This window comes from Natrinema limicola JCM 13563 (assembly GCF_000337475.1).
Taxonomy (GTDB): Archaea; Halobacteriota; Halobacteria; order Halobacteriales; family Natrialbaceae; genus Natrinema; species Natrinema limicola.
The window spans coordinates 87,258-103,652 of record NZ_AOIT01000029.1 but is presented as its reverse complement, the minus strand read 5'-3'; the positions used below and the strand labels follow the sequence as shown (position 1 = coordinate 103,652).

Here is a 16,395-nt window from a genome sequence, read left to right as displayed (position 1 = left end):
TACCCGACTGGCTCAGCCCACATCGTCTGGATCGAGTTCTTCGAGCCGGCTCGCCGTCACCATCGGCCCGTCAGACGGGTCGAGGTGATACGCCCCCGAACACAGTTTGCAGAGCGTAAACTCCTCGGGCAGGCTCGAGCGTGGTCGCTCATAGACCTCCCGCGCATGAGAGAGTCCCTGACACTCGTGATATTCGTGGTAGCGGGTGGTACCGGCAGCGACGTAGACCGTCTCGTCGTCGCTCACGACCACTCACCTCCATTTTCGCTCGTGTCTGGTCGGTGTAGAGGGCGTGCCCTCCGGCGGTCCGTATCGCAGTGTGGTTCGGCAGCGTCGGCTGCTCGAGACGCGGAATTCGACTGTGATGATCGAATCATCGTGATAGAACTGTTGACTTCCCACTAGTCCACGCGCCAGTATCACGATCTGGTATATGAAAGTATTGGCTACAATGACACTACTGAACGACGATCAGTTCGTGCCCGACTACCGCCGTCGATCAGTTCTCCGTCGCAATCGCCCGTGAAACAACTTCTATCGTGCGTTATGTGACGATTAAATGCGTGCATCGAGATCCCACGTTGCTGATTCCCATTGAATATTAGGAAGTGGTAATACATACTAAGAATAATATTGGTCATCGATACCATACCTCTCTCCATCTTTATATAATTGCTTGTGGGCGTCTTCGGTGATGTCTACGAGCGAACACCAGTTGGCAACAGCAGGCGAACTCGCAGTTCCAGACGAAATTACATCACCACAGGCGAAACTCGTTTATCTCTCGGTTCTCCTCACTGAGGAGGCGAAAGCGGCCGATCTCCAGCAGATGCTCGGGGTACCGAAACTCACGCTCTTTGCCGTCCTCGAGTCGCTCGCCGCGCAAGATCTCATCCAGCGCACTGGAGATTGCTATGTCTGCCGATAACGCCGCCGCCATTCCGGCTCTCGAGACCGACCTGACGGGAGCCGTTCGGGTCGACTGTTACGTGCGCTCGAACGTGCCGACTGCCGTTTCCGAGCGGCTCACCGAACTGCTCGAGCGGTTACGGACGCTCGAGGAAACCGGCACCCTCGCCGACGTGCAGGTCTCCCAGTGGCCGGCCGAACGCGCGATCGGAGACACGGACCAGCCGACCCGGGAGGAACTCGTCGCCGAGTTCGACGAGTGGGCGACCGAGCACGGCTACTCGCTCGAGCCGGGGTTCTGTCGACAGCAGATCGACCTCTCACCGCTCGGAATCGATGACCCGAGTGAGACGATTCGGGTCCCGCTGGTGGCGCTTGCGTTCTACGACGACACAGACGAGAGCATGCAGGGCATCGTTCCATGCACGAACTCCTCCGATCATGCCGACGGCAAGCGGACCTATACCGTCCACGAGTGGCTCACAGCCGTGGAACGGCATGCGTCGGAGGCATCCCCGCACGGTACCCAAACGGAACAGCGTGCCCTGCTGGAGGGATCACGATGACTGCACAATTGCTCGAGGAGACGAGCGACTTGGAACTGCCGTCCCGGCAGCCACTTGCGGACCGGACGTGTCTGGTGACTGGGGCATCACGAGGGATCGGACGCAGTATCGCGTGTGAACTCGGGCGCTACGGTGCGACCGTCGTCGTCAACTATCGCTCATCGGACGCGGCCGCCCACGAGGTCGCCGAGACGATCAGCGATACCGACGGCGACGGAGAGGGGTATCCTGTTCAAGCCGACGTCACCAACCGTGACGACGTCGACGCCATGCGTGGGGGCGTCCACGACGAACTCGGCGAGATCGACGTCCTCGTCAACAACGCCGGAATCACGCAGGATCGGCTCTTTACCGACATGAGCCCCGAGGAATGGCACCGCGCGATCGATGTCTCGCTCAACGGAGCGTTCAACTGCACGCACGCGTTCTACGACGACATCAACGCTGCCGACGACGGCCGTCTCATCGCTATCTCGAGCGTAGTCGGGAAACAAGGCAACGTCGGCCAGGCGAACTACGCGGCGGCCAAAAGCGGCCTCTTCGGCTTTATTCGCTCGCTTGCCCTCGAGTTGGCACCGTCGGGTTCGACCGCCAACTGTGTCGCACCCGGCTTCACCCGGACCGAGATGGTCGAGGCCATCCCGGACGACGTGCAAGCGGAGATTCGCGACGACATCCCGCTCGACCGATTCGCCAGCACGAGCGACATTGCCGGACTCGTCCGGTATCTCGCAAGCGAAGAGGCGGGATACATCACCGGCGAAGTCATCGACGTCAACGGCGGTATCGACCTCTAACGTCACTCGATCAGACGAACGAGAGACAGCCCGTGCGTTACGGTACCTGATAGATACTATCTGCCATAGCGCGTGAACGACCGGCGACGAGCAACTCGATAGCGAGTACGCCGCCCCTGTCGAGTCGGTGGTCGAGTATGCCGCCAGTTCGCTGTCGGTACGACCGTCGTCATCCGCGCCGGGCTGCCGACAGGCATTTAGTCGAGAATCCCGTATATCTGTGTCCGAATGGCCGCTGAACCGGACTATGACTTCTGGCTGCTCGACCTCGATGGCACTCTCGTCGACGTCGAGTGGTCGTACACGCGGGAGGTGTTCGACCGGGTCGGCGACCGGCTGGGCCGTGAGTTCACCGATCGGGAAGCCGACATCCTCTGGAACGGGCTGACCGGCTCTCGAGACCGCCAACTCGAGGAGTGGGGCGTCGACCCTCATGCGTTCTGGACCGCCTTTCACGAAGAGGAAGACCCACTTGTGCGGGCCGAACAGACCTACCTCCACGACGACGCCGCGTTCGTCGCCGACCTCGACGCACCGGTGGGACTGGTCACTCACTGTCAGGAGTTCCTCTGTGAACCCGTGTTGGATCACGTCGGGATTCGCGACTGGTTCGACGCGCAACTGTGCTGTACCGAGGAGACAGGCTGGAAACCGGACCCCAATCCCGTCGAGCGCGTCATGGTCGACCTCGGCGTCGCGCACAACGGCCATCAGGGCGTGCTCGCGGGCGACGGCGCGAACGACGTCGGTGCAGCCTGGAACGCCGGGCTCGACGCGATCCACGTCGAACGGGTCGGCCACGAGCGCCGCGGTCAGTGTGTCCTCGGCGACTATCGCGTCCAGTCGTTCGACGAACTCTACTGAGGGCGGTCAGCAGTAACTGCGTCCAGAGACACCCGCGGCCGTCTTGCGATTGTGCCAGAACCGCCGTTCACCCGCCCATGACGTGTCATATAACGCGTGTTCGTATTCACATATTGTTACCATTTTCTCGACAGGAAAGCTTATGATGAGATACCCGGGTTATCGGAGCATGGCACGCGATACGCCGGTACAAAACCGAACTGACTCGGAATCAAACGACACACAGCTGCCGAATCTCGTGACGATCGTCGGCCGTGGCGTCCCCTCGAACTACGAAGTCGCCGTCGACGGCGACCTCGAGATGCTGGCAGCCGACCCGGTGGCCGAAGGAACCGTCGTTTCGGGCGGCGTCGCCGAGGGATCGATCGACGTCGGCGTCCAGCGCTTTCGCTTCTCCGGTGAGATGGCAAACGTCCGGCTCGTCGACTGGAACGGCGACCAAGCGCCCGATTCTGCGAGCGTCCCGACTGTTCACGTCGAGTACGGCGCACCGCAACGATAACGCGCCAGCTGCCTGTCGCTTGGAATCAGTACTGTAACAGTCTCCGCTCGGCTGCCGAGTAACGCCGCGCTTGGGCAACCGCTCGAAAATCAGTCTCAGTACGTCTCGAGTGCCACAAATCGAGTACGAGCGGCGCGGCCACCGCGTCGAATCAGTCGTCGTCGGTCGCGCCGATGCTCGCGTCGCCGTTTACGGTGGTCGCCATCGAGGGTGGCGCGATCGGCCCGTCGTTGCCGCCGAACTCCGGGTTAAAGAGCTGGAGGGCAGTGTGGATAGTGCTCCAGTCGTCCTCTGCGGCTGCCTCACGAAGACTCTTGGTCGGTGGGGCGAGCAACTGGTTGACCAGCGAGTCGGCCATCGCCTCGACGATCTCGCGTTGCTCGGCAGACACCTCGTCGCCGCCCAGCCGCGAGAGCGCCGTTTCGACCTCTCGCTCTTTGATCCGTTCGGCGGACTCGTACATGGCAGCGATGGCCTCGTCGGCGCGGGCGCGTTTGTACTGCTCGATGAGCAACTCGAACTCGTGGTCGATCATCGCCTCGACTTCGTCGGCGGCGTCGGCTCGCTGCTCGTGTGTCTCAGCGGTGATCGTCTCGAGGTCGTCCAGATCGAACACCTGCACTGCGGGCAACGAATCGGTCTCCGGCGCGACGTCGCGGGGCTGGCCGAGGTCGACGATCACCTGTGGCTCCGCCTGTCCCTCGAGATGGCGGGGTTCGAGCACCGGCTCGTCGCTCCCGGTCGCCGCGACGACAACGTCGGCGTGGGTTGCGACCCGCTCTAGATCGTCGAGCGAGACGACGGTGGTGTCAGTCTCATCGTCGACGTCGCTGATGAGCTGTGTTGCACGCGAGACGGTGCGGTTGGCGACGACGAGTTCGTCGACGCCGGCGGCCGCGAGACTCCGGGCGGCGAGCTGTCCCATCTCGCCGGCCCCGACGACCAGCGCGGTCGCCCCCTCGAGATCGATCTCTTGGGCGGCCCGGCGCGTTGCGGCCGAGCCAAGCGAGACGACGCCCTCGTTGATCGCGGTCTCGGTCCGGGCGCGTTCGCCGACGTGGATCGCCTTCGTGACGGCGGCCTCGAGCATCGAGCCGATTCCGCCGGCATCACGGGCGTCCTCGTAGGCGGCCCGCACCTGGCCGATAATCTGATCTTCACCAATAATGACCGAGTCGAGGCCGGCGGCCACACGCAGGAGATGGTGCAAGCTCTCGTCGTGGTCGGTCATTACGATCGCGTCGTCGTCGACGCCGGCAAAAAACTCCGAGAGCGCGGCGCGGCCGACGACGTGGTCTGGCCCGACGACGTATGCCTCGACGCGGTTACACGTCGATAGGACGTACGCTTCTTCGATATCGGACACGGTCAACAACTCCGTCACGGCGGTCGTCTGACTCTCGGGGCTGGCAGCGGCGAGCTGGTCGACGGTTCCACACCGGTGTGTAACCCGCGCTGCGGTGACAACCCCGGTCGAAATCACGACCGATCACCCCCAGTAGACAGATCCTCGGCGAGCACGTCCTCGATCACTTGGGAACTGTTAGAAGTACCGGTACGTAAAGCTGTCCAAACATCTGTAGAATTAACGACGTCAGTGACGATCTGTCGCCGCCGATCGGTCGTCACGTCCCGTGATTTGAGTTCCTCGCGTACCGCTGCACAAACCCGTGCCATCTCGCCAGCACCCGACAGCGTCTCCTCGAGTTCCTGGCGCAGATACTTGCTCAGCGCGGGTGCCTGCCCGCCGGTCGCGACCGACACGACGACGGGATCGTTGCGGACGGTCGCGGGGACGACGACGCTGCCAGTGTCGCGCTCCCCGGATCGATCCGCGCGATTGATGAGCGTGCCCCGTTCGCGGGCCGCGTCGGCGATAGCGTCGTTGATCGCCTCGTCGTCGGTCGCGGCGACGACCAGCGCGGGGGCCGCCCGCTCGAGCCAGCCCGTGATCTCGTCGGCGTCGGGCGCTGCTCGCACCAGTTCGGCCCCGCCGAAGTCACGATCGGCGAAGGCGGGGCTGACAACGATGACCCGCGCTTCGCGGGCGAACCGGCGGGCCTTGCGAGCACCGACGGGGCCGCCGCCGAAGACGAGCACCGTCGCGTCCGTGAAATCGTGGAGTAGTGGAATCATTGGCACAGAGAGCCGTCCGATCGCTGCTATCGCGCTCTGGTATTCGCGTCAGCACGTTCGTCCAGTCGAATCCCTGTCTTCTTCAAGATTTGCGTCGAAAACAGGGAGTCCCAGTCCTCATCGGTCACGTCCCAGTACTCGGCCATCGTCTCGCGGACCTGCTCGATGCGGCGCTGACTTTCCGCCTCGCTGCGGCCGTGGGTCATCGCAAAGAAGTTGTACGGCCAGACGCCATCGTGGCGCGGCCGCCGGTAACAGTGCGTGACGAAGGGCAGTGCAGCGACTTCGGGGCCGACCTCGGGGACGACTTCATCGGGGACGTTCCAGACCGTCATCCCGTTTTCCGTGTATCCAAGCGCGTAGTGATTCGGCACGACGCCGATCCGGCGGATCTTCCCCTCGCGCTCGAAGCGTGTGACCGTCTCGAGGACCCAGTCGATCTCCTGTCCGATCGCGTCAGCTACGTCCGCATACGGTGTCTCGGTCAGCGGGACGCCGCCTTGGACCTCGAGGACGAGGTCGCGTTCGGCCGGCGACAGCGTCGATTCGTCGGTCGGCGTCACGTCGGGACCGAGGTCCGAGCGGTCGATCCCGGCCGCCTCGATGTCCCCGTCGCCGTCGAGCGGGCCGTCGACGTAGAACTTGGCCTCGACACGGAACTCGCGTTGTTTCGGCAGGTTGTACGTCTCTTGGCCCGTCTCGGCTTCGATCTCGGCGAGTACCTCCTCGACGCGGTCCTCGTCGGCGACGCTGACGACGAACCAGACGTTCAGGTGAGGGTGTTCACGCTCGTAGTTGTGGGCCACCTCGCGGTGGTCGTTGACTGCGTCGACGATCTCGTCGAATCGGTCGTCGGGGGCGTGCATGGCAACCAGCGTCGCCGCGCCGCCGATCTCCTGAGCGTTGACGAGCGGGCCGAACCGCGAGAGGACGCCCCGGTCGTCTAACTCACGAATCGTCTCGAGCAACCCCGTCGCGTCGATGTCGACCCCGTTGTCGCGCATGGCAGCCGCAGCAGGCTCGAACGGTCGTTCGACGACGGGAAACCCGCCCTGAAAAGCGTTGACGACCGCCCGTTCGCGCGCCGTGAGGTCGACGTCCGTATTCATACGTCATACTCGGAACTACCGAAGTATAAGCAACTCGGAGCCGGCTCTCCGAAGCGACTCGTGATCGTTCGGAGAGGCGTTCGCGAGCGCGCTCTCGTCGCTCCGTTCGAGTGCGACTACTCGCCTTCGACGCCAGTCACGTCAAAGCCCAGCTCACGGATGTCCTCGAGGATCGCCTCGTGGTCGGCGCTGGCCTCGTAGTAGATGACGATGTCGAAGCTGCCCTCGCGCAGCAGTTGCTGGCACTCCCAGACGAACTCCTCGTCTTCGAGGGTCAGTCCTTGATGCTGGTTCGAGGAGAAATCGGTGTCGTCGTTGCCCGAGTAGACGTAGCAGTCTTTCGGGTCGTGACCCGCGTGTTCGGCGATGATGTCGCCGACGTCGATCGTCGCCTGCATCATCTGGACGTCTTCCTGGCCGTCGTAGTCGGTGTGGACGATCGCGCCGTTGAGCTCGATCTCGCCGGGCTCGAGCAGCGCTTTGGTCCGCTGATAGAGATCCTCGTCGAGAACTTTGGAGTTCGAGTCTGCCATTAGCTCACTCGAGCAGCGCCGGACTGATAGCCGTCACGGTTCCGACGGCAGTGATATCCGTTATTCGACGGGCGTTTTTCCGTCCCTCGCCGCCATCGCGCCTCGAGCGAGACGTTCCCGACCGTTGCCAACGAGTAACACACAAGACACATAGGCACCGGTGACTTTTCCACGGGTAATGAAGCGGTGGCTCCGCAAACGCGTCGATGCGGCCTACGAACGGCTGCTCTCACGTGAAATCTCCGGCGCGCCAACCCACGTTGCAGTGATCCAAGACGGCAACCGACGGTATGCCCGAAATCGAGGCGGCGACGCCCACGAGGGCCACCGTGCTGGTGCGGAGACGACCGAACGTGTCCTCGAGTGGTGTCAGGACATCGGCGTCGAGGAGTTGACGCTGTATGCGTTCTCGACGGAGAACTTCGAGCGCCCGCCCGACGAGCGGGAAGCGCTGTTCGACCTCCTCGAGGAGAAGCTTCGAGAGTTCGCAGACGCCGACCGGGTCCACGACAACGGGGTCCACATTCGAGCGCTCGGCGATGTCGACCGGCTCCCCAAGCGGGTCCGCGAGGCCGTCGCCTACGCCGAGGGCCGAACCAGCGACTACGACGAGTTCGTCCTCAACATCGCGTTGGCCTACGGCGGTCGCGCACAACTGCTCGAGGCCGTCCGCGGCGTCGCCGACGCCGTCGACGCAGGCGACCTCGAGCCCGACGACATCGACGTCGAGGACATCGAGCAACGGCTCTACGACCAGCCAGTGCGCGACGTCGACTTGATCATCCGGACCGGCGGCGACGAGCGAACGTCGAATTTCCTCCCGTGGCACGCCAACGGCAACGAGGCCGCCGTCTTCTTCTGTACGCCCTACTGGCCGGAATTCTCCAAGACGGACTTCCTGCGCGGAATCCGGACCTACGAACACCGTCAGGAGTCATGGCGGCGCACCCGTGCCCGACGCGCATTGGCCCTGCTGGGCGCGGTCAGCGAACCGGAACTCGCCGACGCCCGCGCGATCGTCGACCGGTTCCGTGACTCGCTGCCCTCGAGCGAACGGCCCGACGCCGGCGAGTTCGAGAGCAGCGACTCGAGCAGCCAGATCGCAGACTGAATTAGCGGCCGAACCGCCGCGACCGGTTGCAGTACTCGCGCACCGCCCGCAGGAAATCCCGCTTGCGAAAGTCCCGCCAGTTGACGTCCGTGAAATACAGCTCCGAGTAGACGGACTGCCAGATCATGAAATCGGAGAGGCGCTCTGCGCCGGTCTTGATCACCAGATCCGGCTCGGAGGGAAAGACGAGATGGGCTTCGACGTCCTCGTCGTCGATCGCCGCGGGGTCTAACTCGCCTTCGTCGACGCGCTCGGCGAGGGTCCGGACGGCGCTGGTGAACTCGTGTTTTCCGCCGAGCCCGATCCCGATCCGGATCGGCGCATCGGCGCGTGCCTTATCGTCGGGCCCGCGGACGGCGACCGGCCGGGGCGCGTCGATCCGCTCGAGTTCGCGTTGCAGGGCCGGCACCGCCGCCGCGTCGAGGACGCTGACGTAGACCGTTACCTGCGAGGCGTATTCGACGGCCCACTCGAAGAAGTCCGTCAGCGTCTCGTAGGCACCCCGCTCTAACAGGTCGCGCTCGGTAATCACGAGCGCGATGTGATCGGGCGGATCGCCGTCGTGGCGGCGGATCCGGAAGGCCAGATACCGTTCGTACAGTCCCACACCCGTGCTTTCGGGGCGGGTATGATACGGGTTACGGGTTCCGTTGGATAGCTGAGCGACAGCTCTGATCGGGCGAGTGAAACGCTAAGGGTAGCAAAAATCGACTCGAGGCGGGTTCACGAACCTTGAAGTAATCGCCACAGAAAGGGACCGATATCGTGACGGCACCCGTTCGGCAAGCTGGCGTGTTTGCAGCCCTCTGTACGCTGTCGCTTGCGGTCCCGCTTGCCGGTCCGCGCGTCGGAGCCGCGGTCGCCGGCGTCGTCCTGTTAGGTGCCTACGTCATCACCGACGGCCCGCTGTTCGACCTGCTCGCGTATCCGGGCGACTACGAGGATTCACGGCTGTATGGCCTCATCACGTTCGTTCTTGCGGCGGTCGCACTCGGGCTCATGGCGACTGCGGCGTCGATGCCGGTCGCCGTCTTCGTCGGAACGATCCTGCTCGTCGGCTACGGCAACCTCGGCGAGCAACTCGTCAGGCTGCGAACCGATGGGCCCGTCGTTCGCGTCGTCGGTTTCTGTTTGACTGCAGCCGTGGCGGCCGTCGCCGGCCAGGCCATCACCCGCTCGCTCGCCGGGGATGCTGCCGTCTCGGCACTTCCCATCATGGTCTTTCTGGCGGCCAGCGGTGCATTTCTCGCCGCGCTGTTGCGTGACATGCTGTTGCGCTCCGACGACCCCATCGTCGTCCTCTCGGTCGGGCTCTTGTTGTGGCTACTCGCGGAACTTCAGCCGACCATCGGCCCGACGGAACTCCTCATTGCGCTCGCAGTCACCGTCGCGCTCGGCTATACGTCCTACGCGCTCGAGACGGCCTCCATCGCCGGGATGCTCACCGGCGTGTTGCTGGTGTTGCTGACGACCGTCCTCGGCGGCTACGGCTGGTTTGCCGTCCTCGTCTCCTTTTTCGCCATCGGCGGCCTTTCGACGAAGTTCCGCTATGAGGAAAAGACAGAACTCGGCGTCGCCGAGGACAACAACGGCGCACGTGGAAGCGGCAACGTGCTCGGCAACGCCGCGGTCGCGCTCGTCGCCGTCCTCGGGTATGCGGCCAGCGATGCCGGCTTACTCCCTCACGAACCCGAGCTTTTCTTATTCGCCTTTACCGGCTCGATCGCCACCGCGATGAGTGACACCCTCTCGAGCGAGATCGGGAGCGTCTTCGACCGGCCGCGACTGATTACGACCCTCAAGCCGGTCGAGCCCGGCACCGATGGCGGTGTCACCTGGCAGGGTGAACTCGCCGGCATCGTCGGCGCAGCCATTGTCGCCGTGATTGCCACCGGGCTCTTTCCCGAAGTGAGTGGCGGCGGTGCGACGATCATCGTCGCCGCCGGGATCGCCGGGATGACCGTCGATAGCCTGCTCGGCGCAACGCTTGAGGGGTCGATACTTGGCAATCAGGGTGTGAACTTCCTTGCGACGCTGTCCGGGGCGCTCGTCAGCGTCCTGCTAGTGGTTACGTTTGTCCTCGGTTAACGGGAGAACCGATCGACCGGTGACGGGCGACGGGGGAAGGTGGGCAGAGACGAACCGCTGCGGACGAGACGAGAGCCAGCGTCATCGGCGGTGGCGCTTCCGGCCGGGGAAATGCGTGGCTATGCGAAACGGTGTGACTGAGACGACCGTCGTTTGGGTACGGCGAGACGCAGTGTCGACTGACCGTTGCAGACGAACTCCTGTCACTGGATCGCGCCACACCCGGATAACGGGGTCGTGGGGACCGGCACTAACTGACGATCGGTCGTTCAGTCGTCAGCAGTGTGGAACGTGCCGTCCGAGGCCGCCGATTCTGACGAGCGCTTGGATCGATCGTCAACGCGATCGACCCACTCGGCGGGATCCGCGTCGGTCGTATTATCGGTCGTCGTCGCCCAGAACATCATCCAGACCCAGGCACCGAGGAGTGCGACTGCGACAGATACTGGGGGCGTCATAGTCGTCGCTCAGGACCGATAGCATATGAACGGCTCGGACCCGGACAGCCGGTGAACCCTGCTGTCATTCCCCGTTCGGGCGCTGCTCGGCGATATCGTCGATCGCGTGGATCTGCACGTCGGTCGGCCGTTTGGTGAACTGCCCGAGCGAGCGTGCGATGATCCGATCGACACCACGGTCGGCCGCCAGATCGAGCAGGCGCTGATCGAGGATTTCGTCGAGGACGACCGTCGTCGGCACCGGCTCGAGGTCCTCGAGTGCTTTGTAGGCGTCGCTCGCGTCGGCTTCGTCGATCCGCTCGGCGTCGGCGTCGAGAAACCGGACGCGATCGGTGTTGGCCCGAACGATCGCGGCCGCGTGCCCGTAGATCGTCTCAGGGCCGCGGTCAGCATCGGACTCGGAAGCGGTCGCGTCGGACTGTGTCGGTTCCGAGTCGGCCGCGTCCGGCTGTGGCTGACTCGTCGCTGTCGCCTCGACATCGTCGGTCGCGTCGATCGTTGTATTCGGCTGTGTAGTCGATTCACAGGTCGCTGTGCGGTCTGATTCTGTGGTAGTCGGTGGCGCGGCCGTGTCGTCGGTCGGCAGCGGTGCCGGCGTCGTACTGCCGTCAGTAGCGGCGACGGCTTCTCGAGGCTCGTTGAGCTCCGAGACGGTCTCGTAGGGAACCTTGTTCCGGAGGGCGGCGAACACTTCGTGGTGATCGAGTTCCTCGACGGAGCTATCCGCGGGGGCAAAGGCGACGTAATCGATATCGCCGACCTGCGCGAGTTCCTCGAGAATGAGATCGCCGCCGCGGTCACCGTCGAGGAAGGCCGTGACTGTGCGATGGCGGGTGAGTTCGGCCACGGCATCGGGGACGCTCGTCCCTTCGACCGCGATCGCGTTTTTGATCCCGTACTTGAGCAGGGTGAGGACATCGGCCCGGCCCTCGACGACGATAATGGCGTCGCTGTCGGTGACCCGTGGGCCGGCGGGCAGGCCCTCGTATTCGGTGATGTCCTCGACGCGGACGTGCTGGCGAACCTCCGCCAAGATCTCGTCGGAGGACATAATCGAGTCGTCGAAGCCCGTCCGGAGGAGTTCCTTCGCGCGGTCGACGACTTCCTTGCGTTTCGCCGCGCGTACGTCCTCGATCTCGCGGACCTCGAGGTCGGCCCGGCAGGGACCGACGCGCGTGATCGTCTCGAGCGAGGCCGCGAGCGTAGCAGTTTCGACCTTATCGAGGCTCGTTGCGATGGTGACCTGTCCGTGAGACTGACCGCCAGTGCTCGAGATTTCGACATCGATGCGACCGACTTTGCCAGACTGCCGGAGATCGCGGAGGTCGAGTTCGTCGCCGAGCAGCCCTTCGGTCTGCCCGAAGATCGCGCCGACGACGTCGCTGCGCTCGACGACCCCGTCAGCCGTGACGTCCGCGTGGATGAGATATTTTGATGTGTCTTCCATTGGGAATCTGTCCCCGCGAGGGGCGCGGTGACGCGGGAGTCGCGTACAGAGACCGGTTTATATATGATTTCGTTCGTGGGGGAGAAATAGCTGTTGACCTCTGGAGGCACCGATCGGGTGTGTGCAGTCGGACTGTGACGGCCTCTCCGACAGCAGCATGTCGATGGCAACGAGCGATCAGTACGTCGGCCGGTACCAGTACCAGTAGAGCACCACTGCAAGCAAGACGACGAGGCCGCCGAGGAAAAAGAGCACTCCTGGTGGCACCGTCTCGACCATCGCCTCTGCTGTGTCCACACTGCCGTCACTCGCGTTCTGTACTGCCTCGTTGCCAGCACCGAGTGCCGAATCGGAGGCTTCGCTGCTGGTATCGAGCGACGAATCGGGGGCGTCCGCGCTCTCGGCGTCCGCGCTGGTCGTCTCGGTTTCGTTCACGGTGGCGATCCCGATGTCACCGTCGTCGCTCGAGCCGTTCCCCGTTCCGGTGGTTGCCCCGCCGTCCCCCGTCGAGGTTGTGTCACGGCTGTCGCTCCCGGCCGCGCCTGCGGGCTTCGATTCGTCAGCGACCGGTTCAGTCCCAGTCGGCACGAGCCAGCGCGTCAGCGTGTACTGCACCAGCAAACTCCCGCCTGCGAGTGCGCCGATCCCGCCGAGAAGCCGCGAGAGCGCCGCTTTGAGTTTCGCCGCCCGCGACTCGTCGCTGGTGACGATCAGCGGCCCGTCGGTCGTCGCGTAGACGCTCATCTCGTTGCCCCGCGAGGAATACCACGTGTCGACGACCGTAACGAGCCCGGCCTCCTCGAGGTTTTCTAAGTGATAGCGGACGTTCTGGATCGAAGAATCGATCGCGTCCGCGATGTCGCTTGGTGTCCCGGGTTCCTCGTCGAGCCGTGCGTAGATTTGCCGCGCCGTCGTCGAGGAGAGGGCGCTGAAGACGGCGTCAGCGTCCTCGCCCTCGAGTTCGACGACGCGGGGCTGGCCCTCCTCGGTCGTCGTCTCGGAGCGGAAGGGGAACAGCCGGGACATATAGTCGATTCGTACTCGCTGGCAGATTCATATATGTTTTTTCCTCGATGAAATACCGATTGTAGCTATCGTTGCCACTGACCATCACGGCCCCTGATCGCACGATGGGAGCGCGGGTCAGGGCGAGCACCGTAAGCGAGAACCGCGGACTGTGCGATCAATGTGACTCGTTTCGATCACTGGCTTCTCGAACCGGCGAGCCGACGATGCCATATCGATGAACAAATCTCTTCGATAGGCGGAATCGAACAGAAAGAACTACCCATATCGAGGGAAACAGTCACATATGCACCGGAACGAACTGGGGGTCTGGATCGCGGTCGCGGTCGTCCTCGCCGGACTGACCGTCCCGTGGTTCCTGTGGGGATCGGCGACCGTCGTCGCCGGGCTGCCAGTATGGCTCTGGTGGCACGTCGGCTGGATGGGGCTTGCGTCGGTCGTCTTCTGGGTTTTCGCCCAGCGTGCCTGGGGAATCGGCATCGAGTCAACGGACGACGACGGCTCGAGTGAGAGGCGAGTGGGGGGTCCCGGCCGGACTCGAGAGCCGCGAACCGGCGGTGATTCGCCATGAGAGCGGTCACGCTGCAGCTGTCGATCATCGTCGGCTACCTCTTGCTCGCGCTCGCGGTCGGGCTGGTCGCCTATCGCCTGACCGAGCGGACCGCCGAGGACTTCTATCTCGCGAGTCGCACGCTCGGCACGGTCGTGTTGCTGTTTACGACCTTTGCGACGCTGCTGTCGGCGTTTACCTTCTTCGCCGGCCCGAACATCGCCTACGCGCAGGGGCCCGAGTGGATCCTGGTCATGGGGCTGATGGACGGGATCATCTTCGCCATCCTCTGGTACGTGATCGGCTACAAGCAGTGGCTGCTCGGCCAGCAGTACGGCTACGTCACCCTCGGCGAGATGCTCGGCGACCGCTTCGGGTCGCGGTGGCTCCGCGGGCTCGTCGCCGCCATCAGTCTGCTGTGGCTGTTCCCCTACGTCATGCTCCAGCAGGTCGGCGCTGGTACGGCACTCGAGGCGCTTACCGACGGTGCAGTGTCCTACGAACTGGGGGCGGGCCTGATCACGGTATTCATGATCCTCTACGTCGTCGCCGCCGGGATGCGCGGGGTCGCCTGGACCGACACGCTCCAGGGCGCGTTCATGCTCGTGACGACCTGGGTCGCGCTGCTGTGGGTGCTCGCGACCGTCGGCGGCCCGAGCGCGGCGACCGCGGCGCTCGCATCGAGTTCGGACACAGCCGAGTTCCTCTCGCTCGGCAGCAGCTACTACACGCCCCAGTGGATACTCTCGACGGCGATCACGATCGGCTTCGGCGTCGCGATGTTCCCGCAGGTCAACCAGCGGTTCTTCGCCGCGGGCTCGAAAACCGTCCTCAAGCGCTCCTTTGCCCTTTGGCCGATCCTTTGTGTGCTGCTGTTCGTCCCCTCGTTCCTGCTCGGGGCGTGGGCCGCCGGCCTCGAGGTCGCGGTTCCCGAAGGAGCGAACGTCCTGCCGTTGATACTCGATGCGTACACCCCGACCTGGTTCGCCGCGCTGGTCATCGCCGGCGCGATGGCCGCGATGATGTCCTCCTCGGACTCGATGTTGCTGTCGGGCTCGTCGTATTTCACGCGGGATCTCTACCGGCCGTTCGTCGACCGAAGCCTCTCCGATAGCCGAGAAGGGCTGCTGGCCCGCGGCGGCGTCGCGATCTTTGCTACTGCGGCCTTCGTTGCCAGCCTGTTTCAGCCGGCGACGCTGTTCGACCTCGGGAACGCCGCCTTCAGCGGCTTTGCTCAGCTCGCACTGCCGGTGTTGCTTGCCCTCTACTGGCGCAAGATTACGCGCGCTGGTATCACCGCCGGAATCCTCGCGAGCCAGGGCTTTTACATGGCGAGTCTCTTCGTCGCCGCTGTACCGGGGTCCTACGCGGGCTGGTCGGCCGGCCTCGTCGGGATGGGACTTGGCCTTCTCATCACTGTCGCCGTCTCGCTGGTTACCTCGCCGGCGGCCGACGAGCAGCGCGCGATTTACTTCGACGGCCTCGGTGCCGACTGATACGGTCTGCTATCACTGGGGATCGGCGTACCCGCAGGACGGGTCGCGGGTGCGCCAGCACTGACTGAAAGGAGTCCGTATGACCGAGTCGAATCGCCACCCTGAACGGTCCCGATTGCATAGCCGGCGACCATGACGATCGATCTCCCGGCTGCGGTCGCCGACGACTGGCAGCGGCTCGGCACGCAGACCGAGAAACGACGACTCTCGCTGATGACGATCACCGCCGAGACGAGCGTCTTCGAACATCGGCCGACAGCTGACGCACTCGAGCGGCTCCGCGCCAGCGGCTCGATCCCGGCCCGATCGCTGTTTCTCATCGAACTGCAGCTCAATCCGTCGCTGTCGACAATGGGGCTGTCCCCGAGCGATGCCCTCGGGATGGCTGCCCCGAAAGCCCGCACGGGGTTCGTCGAGACGATCGAAGACGACGGTATCATCGTCGGCGACGAACGCACGAGCGAGCATATCGACCGCCCGGACGGCACCGTCGGTCATCTCACCGTCTTCGAGGCAGACTATCCAGTCGACGCTGGCTCGGCAGCTGACGACGATGACGACGCCGACGCCGCGACAATCGACGCCGAAGCCCACATCGCCATCTGGCCCGCCGCCGACACGTACGTGATGGCCGGCGGCCTAGTACCGCTCGAGGCGCCCGACGATCCGGCCACGCTCGAGGCCGCCCTCGACATCGATCCGGCCCGCGACCGGGAGGCGATCGTGGATCTGTTCAGAGGGCTCGAACTCGAGGCGACAGACGAGGACTGACCGCGCTGCTGTCGAAACGATTACGTGGCCGA

19 protein-coding genes are annotated in these 16,395 nt (G+C 64.1%); 10 read left to right on the top strand and 9 right to left on the bottom strand.

Features of this window, described 5'->3' with window-relative positions; all coding sequences use genetic code 11:
- Positions 1 to 12: 12 nt before the first annotated feature.
- On the bottom strand, positions 13 to 246 hold the full coding sequence (locus C476_RS06580) for a hypothetical protein (protein WP_152418184.1): 234 nt from the start codon (positions 244 to 246) through the stop codon (positions 13 to 15).
- A gap of 448 nt (positions 247 to 694) precedes the next feature.
- Here C476_RS06580 and C476_RS17740 point away from each other — a divergent pair, with 448 nt between their 5' ends.
- From C476_RS17740 to C476_RS06555, 5 genes are all read left to right on the top strand, one after another.
- Positions 695 to 928, top strand: coding sequence for a helix-turn-helix domain-containing protein (locus C476_RS17740; protein ID WP_008011151.1), 234 nt, complete (start codon positions 695 to 697; stop codon positions 926 to 928).
- Positions 915 to 1,475, top strand: a complete 561-nt coding sequence (locus C476_RS06570) for an HTH domain-containing protein (RefSeq protein WP_008011150.1) — start codon at positions 915 to 917, stop codon at positions 1,473 to 1,475. Before C476_RS17740 ends, C476_RS06570 begins: the two co-directional genes overlap by 14 nt.
- Complete coding sequence (locus C476_RS06565; protein ID WP_008011149.1) at positions 1,472 to 2,272, top strand: beta-ketoacyl-ACP reductase; 801 nt, start codon at positions 1,472 to 1,474, stop codon at positions 2,270 to 2,272. Before C476_RS06570 ends, C476_RS06565 begins: the two co-directional genes overlap by 4 nt.
- 228 nt (positions 2,273 to 2,500) lie before the next feature.
- Positions 2,501 to 3,136 carry an HAD family hydrolase gene (locus tag C476_RS06560; RefSeq protein WP_008011148.1) on the top strand — a complete coding sequence of 212 codons (636 nt, stop codon included), beginning with the start codon at positions 2,501 to 2,503 and terminating at the stop codon, positions 3,134 to 3,136.
- A 169-nt stretch (positions 3,137 to 3,305) separates the two neighbouring features.
- Positions 3,306 to 3,638, top strand: a complete 333-nt coding sequence (locus tag C476_RS06555; RefSeq protein WP_008011147.1) for a hypothetical protein — start codon at positions 3,306 to 3,308, stop codon at positions 3,636 to 3,638.
- Between the two features lie 151 nt (positions 3,639 to 3,789).
- Here the strand turns inward: C476_RS06555 and hemA are convergent, their stop codons facing one another.
- From hemA to C476_RS06535, 4 genes are all read right to left on the bottom strand, one after another.
- Complete coding sequence (hemA, locus tag C476_RS06550; RefSeq protein WP_049911641.1) at positions 3,790 to 5,118, bottom strand: glutamyl-tRNA reductase; 1,329 nt, start codon at positions 5,116 to 5,118, stop codon at positions 3,790 to 3,792.
- On the bottom strand, positions 5,118 to 5,774 hold the full coding sequence (locus C476_RS06545) for a precorrin-2 dehydrogenase/sirohydrochlorin ferrochelatase family protein (protein WP_008011143.1): 657 nt from the start codon (positions 5,772 to 5,774) through the stop codon (positions 5,118 to 5,120). Before C476_RS06545 ends, hemA begins: the two co-directional genes overlap by 1 nt.
- Positions 5,775 to 5,800: 26 nt before the next feature.
- Positions 5,801 to 6,883 carry a siroheme decarboxylase subunit beta gene (gene ahbB / locus C476_RS06540; protein WP_008011140.1) on the bottom strand — a complete coding sequence of 361 codons (1,083 nt, stop codon included), beginning with the start codon at positions 6,881 to 6,883 and terminating at the stop codon, positions 5,801 to 5,803.
- 116 nt (positions 6,884 to 6,999) lie between these two features.
- Positions 7,000 to 7,416 (bottom strand): DUF5778 family protein, encoded by a 417-nt coding sequence (locus C476_RS06535; protein ID WP_008011139.1) that lies wholly within the window; start codon positions 7,414 to 7,416, stop codon positions 7,000 to 7,002.
- 178 nt (positions 7,417 to 7,594) lie between these two features.
- Between C476_RS06535 and uppS the strand changes: the two genes are divergently transcribed.
- Positions 7,595 to 8,527 (top strand): polyprenyl diphosphate synthase, encoded by a 933-nt coding sequence (uppS, locus tag C476_RS06530; protein WP_008011137.1) that lies wholly within the window; start codon positions 7,595 to 7,597, stop codon positions 8,525 to 8,527.
- A gap of 1 nt (position 8,528) precedes the next feature.
- On the opposite strand, the gene C476_RS06525 is transcribed toward uppS, so the two are convergent.
- Positions 8,529 to 9,134: an undecaprenyl diphosphate synthase family protein gene (locus C476_RS06525; RefSeq protein ID WP_008011134.1), complete on the bottom strand. Its 606-nt coding sequence runs from the start codon at positions 9,132 to 9,134 to the stop codon at positions 8,529 to 8,531.
- Between the two features lie 158 nt (positions 9,135 to 9,292).
- Here C476_RS06525 and C476_RS06520 point away from each other — a divergent pair, with 158 nt between their 5' ends.
- Positions 9,293 to 10,615, top strand: coding sequence for a DUF92 domain-containing protein (locus C476_RS06520; protein ID WP_008011132.1), 1,323 nt, complete (start codon positions 9,293 to 9,295; stop codon positions 10,613 to 10,615).
- 269 nt (positions 10,616 to 10,884) lie between these two features.
- Here C476_RS06520 and C476_RS06515 read toward each other — a convergent pair whose 3' ends face one another.
- The 3 genes from C476_RS06515 to C476_RS06505 all read right to left on the bottom strand — a co-directional run bounded on the left by C476_RS06515 (position 10,885) and on the right by C476_RS06505 (position 13,546).
- Positions 10,885 to 11,073, bottom strand: coding sequence for a hypothetical protein (locus C476_RS06515; protein ID WP_008011130.1), 189 nt, complete (start codon positions 11,071 to 11,073; stop codon positions 10,885 to 10,887).
- 64 nt (positions 11,074 to 11,137) lie between these two features.
- A complete protein-coding gene (gene dnaG, locus C476_RS06510) occupies positions 11,138 to 12,520 on the bottom strand; it encodes a DNA primase DnaG (protein WP_008011129.1) in 1,383 nt (460 codons plus the stop codon).
- Positions 12,521 to 12,697: 177 nt separating this feature from the next.
- Complete coding sequence (locus C476_RS06505) at positions 12,698 to 13,546, bottom strand: ArsR/SmtB family transcription factor (protein ID WP_008011127.1); 849 nt, start codon at positions 13,544 to 13,546, stop codon at positions 12,698 to 12,700.
- A 286-nt stretch (positions 13,547 to 13,832) separates the two neighbouring features.
- Here C476_RS06505 and C476_RS06500 point away from each other — a divergent pair, with 286 nt between their 5' ends.
- The 3 genes from C476_RS06500 to C476_RS06490 all read left to right on the top strand — a co-directional run bounded on the left by C476_RS06500 (position 13,833) and on the right by C476_RS06490 (position 16,363).
- On the top strand, positions 13,833 to 14,117 hold the full coding sequence (locus C476_RS06500) for a DUF3311 domain-containing protein (RefSeq protein WP_008011125.1): 285 nt from the start codon (positions 13,833 to 13,835) through the stop codon (positions 14,115 to 14,117).
- Positions 14,114 to 15,592: a sodium:solute symporter family protein gene (locus tag C476_RS06495; protein WP_008011124.1), complete on the top strand. Its 1,479-nt coding sequence runs from the start codon at positions 14,114 to 14,116 to the stop codon at positions 15,590 to 15,592. Before C476_RS06500 ends, C476_RS06495 begins: the two co-directional genes overlap by 4 nt.
- 132 nt (positions 15,593 to 15,724) lie before the next feature.
- A complete protein-coding gene (locus C476_RS06490) occupies positions 15,725 to 16,363 on the top strand; it encodes a hypothetical protein (protein ID WP_008011121.1) in 639 nt (212 codons plus the stop codon).
- Positions 16,364 to 16,395 lie beyond the last annotated feature (32 nt).

What these genes read in the sequence shown, in the direction of transcription:
- C476_RS06565 (WP_008011149.1), top strand. Translation starts at nt 1,472, where the DNA reads ATGACTGCACAATTGCTCGAGGAGACGAGCGACTTGGAACTGCCGTCC.
- ahbB (WP_008011140.1), bottom strand. Translation starts at nt 6,883, where the DNA reads ATGAATACGGACGTCGACCTCACGGCGCGCGAACGGGCGGTCGTCAAC.
- uppS (WP_008011137.1), top strand. Translation starts at nt 7,595, where the DNA reads ATGAAGCGGTGGCTCCGCAAACGCGTCGATGCGGCCTACGAACGGCTG.
- dnaG (WP_008011129.1), bottom strand. Translation starts at nt 12,520, where the DNA reads ATGGAAGACACATCAAAATATCTCATCCACGCGGACGTCACGGCTGAC.
- C476_RS06545 (WP_008011143.1), bottom strand. Translation starts at nt 5,774, where the DNA reads ATGATTCCACTACTCCACGATTTCACGGACGCGACGGTGCTCGTCTTC.
- C476_RS06495 (WP_008011124.1), top strand. Translation starts at nt 14,114, where the DNA reads ATGAGAGCGGTCACGCTGCAGCTGTCGATCATCGTCGGCTACCTCTTG.
- C476_RS06500 (WP_008011125.1), top strand. Translation starts at nt 13,833, where the DNA reads ATGCACCGGAACGAACTGGGGGTCTGGATCGCGGTCGCGGTCGTCCTC.
- C476_RS06560 (WP_008011148.1), top strand. Translation starts at nt 2,501, where the DNA reads ATGGCCGCTGAACCGGACTATGACTTCTGGCTGCTCGACCTCGATGGC.
- C476_RS06570 (WP_008011150.1), top strand. Translation starts at nt 915, where the DNA reads ATGTCTGCCGATAACGCCGCCGCCATTCCGGCTCTCGAGACCGACCTG.
- C476_RS06515 (WP_008011130.1), bottom strand. Translation starts at nt 11,073, where the DNA reads ATGACGCCCCCAGTATCTGTCGCAGTCGCACTCCTCGGTGCCTGGGTC.
- C476_RS06555 (WP_008011147.1), top strand. Translation starts at nt 3,306, where the DNA reads ATGGCACGCGATACGCCGGTACAAAACCGAACTGACTCGGAATCAAAC.
- C476_RS06490 (WP_008011121.1), top strand. Translation starts at nt 15,725, where the DNA reads ATGACGATCGATCTCCCGGCTGCGGTCGCCGACGACTGGCAGCGGCTC.
- C476_RS06505 (WP_008011127.1), bottom strand. Translation starts at nt 13,546, where the DNA reads ATGTCCCGGCTGTTCCCCTTCCGCTCCGAGACGACGACCGAGGAGGGC.
- C476_RS06535 (WP_008011139.1), bottom strand. Translation starts at nt 7,416, where the DNA reads ATGGCAGACTCGAACTCCAAAGTTCTCGACGAGGATCTCTATCAGCGG.
- C476_RS17740 (WP_008011151.1), top strand. Translation starts at nt 695, where the DNA reads ATGTCTACGAGCGAACACCAGTTGGCAACAGCAGGCGAACTCGCAGTT.